Source organism: Micrococcus sp. KRD096 (assembly GCF_017168495.1).
GTDB classification, from domain to species: domain Bacteria; phylum Actinomycetota; class Actinomycetes; order Actinomycetales; family Micrococcaceae; genus Micrococcus; species Micrococcus luteus.
In genome coordinates this window covers 30,523-36,886 of sequence record NZ_JABFAY010000012.1, presented here as the reverse complement: position 1 = coordinate 36,886, position 6,364 = coordinate 30,523, and the positions used below count along the sequence as shown (strand labels likewise).

Below are 6,364 nucleotides of genomic sequence, written 5' to 3'. Positions count from 1 at the left end.
CCCCGCCGCCGCCCTCGACCCCGAGGCCCTCGTGGACCGCATCGAGGCGGGCCACGTGCTTACCGCTGAGGAGGCCGTCGCTGTGCTGGACGCCCCGGACGCGGACACGTTCCGCATCGTCGCGGCGGCCTCGCGCCTGCGCGAGAAGCACTTCGGCCGCACCGTCAAGGTCAACTACCTGGTCAGCCTCAAGACCGGCCTCTGCCCGGAGAACTGCACCTACTGCTCCCAGCGGCTCGGCACCGAGGCCGAGATCCTGCGCTACACGTGGCTCAAGCCGGAGGAGGCCGTCCGCCAGGCGGGTCTGGGCATCGCCGGCGGCGCCTCGCGCGTGTGCATGGTCGCCTCGGGCACCGGCCCCACGGACCGCGACGTCGACCGCGTGGCCGGCATGGTCGGCGACCTCAAGGCCCAGCACCCGGACGTCGAGGTGTGCGCGTGTCTCGGCTTCCTCAAGGACGGCCAGGCCGAGAAGCTCAAGGACGCCGGCGTCGACGCCTACAACCACAACCTCAACACGGCCGAGTCCCACTACGAGTCCATCTGCACCTCCCACACCTACGAGCAGCGCGTGGACACCGTGCAGCGCGCCGGCGCCGCCGGCCTGTCCTCCTGCAGCGGCCTGATCGCGGGCATGGGGGAGACGCACGAGCAGCTCGTCGAGGCCGTCCTCGCGCTCCGCGACCTGGACTCCGACTCCATCCCCGTCAACTTCCTCATGCCCTTCGACGGCACCCCGCTGCAGGGCCACCAGCAGCTCACCCCGCTCGAGTGCCTCCGCATCCTCGCCATGGTCCGCCTGGCGTGCCCGGACAAGGAGCTGCGCATCGCCGGCGGCCGCGAGATGCACCTGCGCTCCCTGCAGTCGGTCGGCCTGCAGGTGGCCAACTCGATCTTCCTCGGCGACTACCTCACCTCCGAGGGCCAGGACGCCGAGGCGGATCTGCAGATGATCGCCGACGCCGGCTTCACCGTGCTCGGCGCCGAGGAGCGTGCGCGGCGGGCCACGGCCGACGACGGCGCCCCGGCCGGCGGCTGCTGCGCCGGCACGGACGACGCCGGCTCGTGCGGCTCCGGTGCGGCCGTCGCCTCGGAGGCCGGGGCCGCGGAGGACGCCCGACCCGACACGGGCGCCGAGGGCGCCGTGAAGCCCGGGCTGCGCCGTCGGGGCGCGGGCACGGCCGAGCCCGCCAACGCCTGAACGCACCGTGACCGCCCCCGCTGAAGCCGGCCTCCTCGACCGCGACGCCGCCCACCTCTGGCACCCCTACGGGGCCGCCGGCGCCCGCCAGCTCTACGCCGTGCGCGGTGCCCGGGGCGTCCACCTCGACCTCGAGGGGCCGGGCGGGGAGCGTCACCGCGCCATCGACGCGATGGCGTCCTGGTGGTCCGTGGTGCACGGGCACGGGCACCCCGCGCTCGTCGAGGCCCTGACCCGGCAGGCCGCGGCCTTCCCGCACGTCATGTTCGGCGGGCTCACGCACGCGCCCGCCGTCGACCTGGCGGAACGGCTCGTCGCGCACACCCCCGCCGCGCTCGAGCACGTGTTCCTCGCCGACTCCGGCTCGGTCTCGGTGGAGGTTGCGCTCAAGCTCGCCCTCCAGTACCAGGCGACGCGCGGCCGGCCCAGCCGCCGCCGATTCCTCACGGTCCGCGGCGGCTACCACGGGGACACCGCCGCGCCCATGGGCGTGTGCGATCCCGTGGACGGCATGCACGCGGCCTTCACCTCGCTCGTGGCTCGGCATCTGTTCCTGCCCCGCCCGCCGGCGGCACGCTGGGTGCCCGAGGGCGTCGCCGCGGCACCCATGGCACCCGACGCCGCTCCGGCCGGCCACTGGGAGGCCGACGACGCCGCCCTCGCCGCGTGGGAGGACGAGGCCCGCGCCTTCACCGCCGCGCATGCGGACGAGATCGCCGGCGTGATCCTCGAACCCGTGCTCCAGGGGGCGGGGGGCATGCGCGTCTACGACCCGCGCTGCCTCACCGTGCTGCGCGAGCTGTGCGACGAGCACGGGCTCCTGCTCATCGCCGACGAGATCGCCACCGGCTTCGGCCGCACCGGCCGCTGGCTCGCGTGCGAAGGGGCCGGCGTCGCCCCGGACGTGCTGTGCCTCGGCAAGGCGCTCACCGGCGGCACCATGACGGGCGCGGCCATGCTGTGCACCGCCGAGGTCGCCGAGACGGTCTCCCGGCGGGAACGGGGCATGCCCGGGGCTCTCCTGCACGGGCCCACGTTCATGGGCAACCCGCTGATGTGCGCGGTCGCCTCCGCGTCCCTCGACCTGCTCACCGACCCGCGCGACGGCTGGGCCGCCCAGGTGCCCCGCGTCGAGGCCGGGCTGCGCGCCGGGCTGGCGGCGGCCGCCGACCTGCCCGCCGTCACCGACGTGCGGGTCCTGGGTGCGGTAGGCGTCGTGGAGCTGGACCGGACCGTGGACGTCGAGCCCGTCACTCGGGCCGCCGTCGCCCGCGGTGCATGGGTGCGCCCCTTCCGGCGGCTGGTGTACGTGATGCCGCCCTACGTGAGCACCGACGACGACGTCGCCACGATCTGCGCGGCCGTCACCGGGGCCGTCGAGGAGGTCTGCGCATGAACACCGCCGAGGCCGGCGCGGCCACGAGCACGCCCGCCGACCCCTGGTCCTCGTGGCTGGGCTCTCGGGCCGCCGTCCGCGCGCGCCGCGGCCTGGAGCGCCGCGCCGACCCGCCGGAGCCGGGCGCGCCGTCGTCGAGCGTCGTGGACCTGGCCGCCAACGACTACCTGGGCCTGGCCGTCCACCCGGACGTGCGGGCCGCCGCCGCGCGCATCGCCACCGAGGGGCCGGTCGGGGCGCGGGCCTCCCGCGTCGTCACGGGGACGCATCCCGCGCACGCCGACCTCGAGTCCGCCGCCGCCGCGCTGGCCGACGCGGATGCCGCCCTCGCCTTCTCCTCCGGCTACACCGCGAACCTCGGTGTCCTCGGCGCCCTGGCCGGGCCGGGCACCGCCTTCCTCCTGGACGAGCACGCCCACGCGAGCCTGCGCGACGGCGCCGCCCTCGCCGTCACCGCCCGCTCAGGGGCGTTCGCCCCCCTGGCGGGCGCGTCGGTCACCACGGTGGAGCACAACAGGGTGCCCGCCTTCCGGGCCGCCCTCGACCGGCTGCGCACCGAAGGGCGGGCGCGACGGATCGTGCTGGTGGTCGAGTCCCTGTACTCCGTGCTGGGGGACGAGGCCGACCTGCCCGCCCTGGCCGCCCTGGCCGCCGAACACGGCGCCCTGCTCGTGGTGGACGAGGCCCACTCGCTCGGCGTGGTCCCCGGCGGCAGCCGCACGGGCGCCCTGGGACTGTGGGCGGGGCAGGCGCCCGTCGTGGTCACCGCCACCTGCTCGAAGGCCCTCGGCGGCCAGGGCGGTCTGGCCCTGTTCGGCGGGCCCGACGCGCGGTCCTGGCGCGACCACGTGCTCAACACCGCCCGCACCTTCGTCTTCGACACGGCCCTGGCCCCCGTGCTCGCCGCCTCCGCGGCGGCCGCCTGCCGGATCGCCGCCACGGGGGAGCCCGCGGCACGGCTCGCGCGGGCCCGGGAGACGGCCGTGGACGTCTTCACCCGCCGGCCCGAGCTGGCCGGGCACGTGGAGGTCGGGGCGGGCGCCGTCCACTCGATCCGCATGCCCGGACCGGAGCAGGCCGTCGCCGCGGCCGCGGAGCTGCGCGCGCACGGCGTCCTCGTGGGATGCTTCCGCCCGCCCAGCGTGCCCGACGGCATCGCCCGCCTCCGCGTGAGCGTGACCACCGCCGTCCCCGAGCCCCGGCTGCGGGCGGCGCTGGAGGCGGTGGCGAGCGTGGCCGCCCGGGCGTGGGGCGCGTCCACGGGCTGCCCGTTCGCCCACGGCGACCCACGGCCGGAGGCCGTGCGCGGCGACCACCTGCGGATCTCCGATCCCGCCGACCTGCGGCGCGTGCTCACCGACCCCGGGACGTTCGCCTCGGACAACGCCCTCACGGCGGTCGTCCCGCTGAGCGGCCCGGCCCGCCGCATCCTGGCCGCCGCCCGCTTCCGGCTGCCGCCCGTGCTCGCCTCCGCCGGCGGGGAGGAGCACCGGGCGGTGCGTCGCGTCGTGGCACCGTTCTTCTCCCCGGCGAAGGTGCGCGAAGCCCGCGGCCGGATCCTCGCGACCACCCGGATGGCCCTCACGGCCGCCCTCGCGGACACCGGCCGCGCAGGCGGGGCCGTGGACCTGGCGACCACCGTGGCGGCAGCGGTCCCGGCGCGCGTGATGTCCGCCCTGACCGGCGTGCCCAACCCGCCCGAGGCGCAGCTGCACCGCTGGAGCGCCGACTCCCTCGAACTGTTCTGGGGCTGGCCGGACGAGGACCGCCAGCTGCGGCTCGCCCGCTCCGCCGCCGACTTCCACCGGTGGCTGCGCGGGGCCGTCGTCGAGGCGCGCGGGGACGACGCACAGCCCGGCAACCTGTTCGCGGCGCTGCACGAGGCCGGCGTCGACGACGAGCGGATCGTCTCCCTCGGCTACTTCCTGGTGATCGCCGGGCAGGAGACCACCCGGCTGCTCATCTCCACCGCGCTCACCCGCGCCCTGGCCGACCCCGCCCGCTGGGCCGCGCTCGGCGCCGGGGCGGACGGGGGCGCCGGAGCCGATGCGGCGGAGGCGGCCGCGGCCGAGCTCGTGGCCGAGTGCCTCCGGACGAGCTCCTCGGTGCCCACCTGGCGGCGCCTCGCCACGGCGGACGTCCGCGTCGGCGAGCACGAGGTCCGCGCCGGCGACGAGCTCCTGCTGCACCTCAGCGGCGAACAGCACGACGACGCCCGGCTCGCCTTCGGCTTCGGCCTGCATCGCTGCCTCGGGGCCGGGCTCGCGGAGCTCGAGACCGCCCTCGTGGTCCGCGAGGTCGCCCGCCTGCTGCCGGACGCCCGGCTCACCGGGCCGCCGGCGACGTGGCTGCGCCTGCTCTCCTTCCAGGCGCCGCAGCACATGCTCGTGACGCCCGGACCGTGGCACGGCGGCGAGGACATCCGAATCGAGCAGAGTGGAGTGGACACATGCGCATCGAGGTCGTGACCGGCACGGACACGGACGTCGGCAAGACGTGGGGCACCGCCGCGCTCGCGGCCCGTGCCCTGGTGGCCGGGCTCCGCGTGCACGTGGACAAGCCGGTGCAGACGGGCGTCGCACCGGGGGAGGCCGGCGACGTCGAGACCGTCCGGGACCTGGTGGCCGCGGCCGCCGCATCCGGCGCGCTCGACGCCGCCGCTCCGGCCCGCCTGACCGTGTCCGAGGGGGCGCGGGTCGGCCCCGCGATGGCCCCCGTGGACGCGGTCGCCCACGCGGGGGAGGGGACGCCCCCTCTGCCGCCTCTGGGTGAGCAGCTGGGCCGGTGGCGTGGCCTCGCCGCGGGCGTCGACCACCTGCTCATCGAGGGCGCCGGCGGGATCACCGTGGCGTGGACCGAGGCCGACGAGGGGCCTGTGGACGCCGTGCGCGCGCTGCGGGCGGCCGGGCTCGACGCGGGGTTGACGGTCGTGGCGCGCCCCGGGCTGGGCACGCAGAACCACGCGCGCCTCACGGTGGAGCACGCCGCCGCCCGTGGCGTGGCGCCGGAGCGGATCCTCGTCAGCGGCGTGGCCGCGGACCCAGACCCCGTCGAGCGGGCCAACCTCGTGTTCCTGGCCCGCCTGGCCGGCGCCCACGGGGCGGTGCTGGAGACGGTGCCGCGGGGCACCCCGCCGCGCGTCATGTCGGTGCGTTGACCGCCGTCGTCGGGAGCGTGCTCAGCGAACGGCGCGGATCCGCCGCACCACGCACACCACGATCACCGCGAGACCGGTGAGGGCGCTGACGGCCACGAGGGCGAGGCCGCCCACGAGGCCGACGTCCATCGCGGTGCTCTTGCCGAGCAGGTCCATGAGCACCGGGGTCGTGGCGCCGGAGTCCGGGTGGTCGCCGCCGTCGGGGAAGATGATCGCGGCCAGCGCGAAGGACCCCCAGGAGATGCCCAACAGCGTGTGCAGCAGGCGCCCCAGCCGGATGCCGCCCCGCTGCTCATCCTGCGGGTTCACGCGGGGCAGGAGGAACAGGCTCCCCACCATGAGCACGAGGGCGAGTTCGTGGGGCAGGGCGCCGAAGACCATGTAGATGACCGTCATCCAGCCGTTCGCGCCGAAGTTGGAGCGCAGGGCGAGCGCGATCAAGGGCAGCGCGAGGAGGGCCAGCGCCCACGGCAGCACGGCCCAGGGGCGCCACGTGCCCACGCTCGGGCCCTTGCGGGTGGGGGTCGGGGAGGCGAACTCCGAGTGCTGGGCGTGGGGCGCTGCGGTGCTCATGGAATCAGCGTAGCCAGAGGGTGGCATCCGTCACGCT

The 6,364-nt window shown here is 76.6% G+C and carries 5 protein-coding genes; 4 read left to right on the top strand and 1 reads right to left on the bottom strand.

What is annotated here, in order from left to right; translation table 11 throughout:
* Positions 1-31: 31 nt before the first annotated feature.
* Genes bioB through bioD form a run of 4 tightly spaced genes read left to right on the top strand, consistent with a single transcriptional unit; the run spans position 32 to position 5,754 of the window.
* On the top strand, positions 32-1,201 hold the full coding sequence (bioB, locus tag J1M41_RS05245; protein WP_206451357.1) for a biotin synthase BioB: 1,170 nt from the start codon (positions 32-34) through the stop codon (positions 1,199-1,201).
* Positions 1,202-1,208: 7 nt separating this feature from the next.
* Positions 1,209-2,597: an adenosylmethionine--8-amino-7-oxononanoate transaminase gene (bioA, locus tag J1M41_RS05240; RefSeq protein WP_101963375.1), complete on the top strand. Its 1,389-nt coding sequence runs from the start codon at positions 1,209-1,211 to the stop codon at positions 2,595-2,597.
* Positions 2,594-5,065 (top strand): aminotransferase class I/II-fold pyridoxal phosphate-dependent enzyme, encoded by a 2,472-nt coding sequence (locus tag J1M41_RS12035; RefSeq protein ID WP_241247762.1) that lies wholly within the window; start codon positions 2,594-2,596, stop codon positions 5,063-5,065. Before bioA ends, J1M41_RS12035 begins: the two co-directional genes overlap by 4 nt.
* On the top strand, positions 5,047-5,754 hold the full coding sequence (bioD, locus tag J1M41_RS05230) for an ATP-dependent dethiobiotin synthetase BioD (protein WP_020624969.1): 708 nt from the start codon (positions 5,047-5,049) through the stop codon (positions 5,752-5,754). Before J1M41_RS12035 ends, bioD begins: the two co-directional genes overlap by 19 nt.
* 21 nt (positions 5,755-5,775) lie before the next feature.
* Here bioD and J1M41_RS05225 read toward each other — a convergent pair whose 3' ends face one another.
* Positions 5,776-6,327 (bottom strand): hypothetical protein, encoded by a 552-nt coding sequence (locus J1M41_RS05225; protein ID WP_206451311.1) that lies wholly within the window; start codon positions 6,325-6,327, stop codon positions 5,776-5,778.
* Positions 6,328-6,364 lie beyond the last annotated feature (37 nt).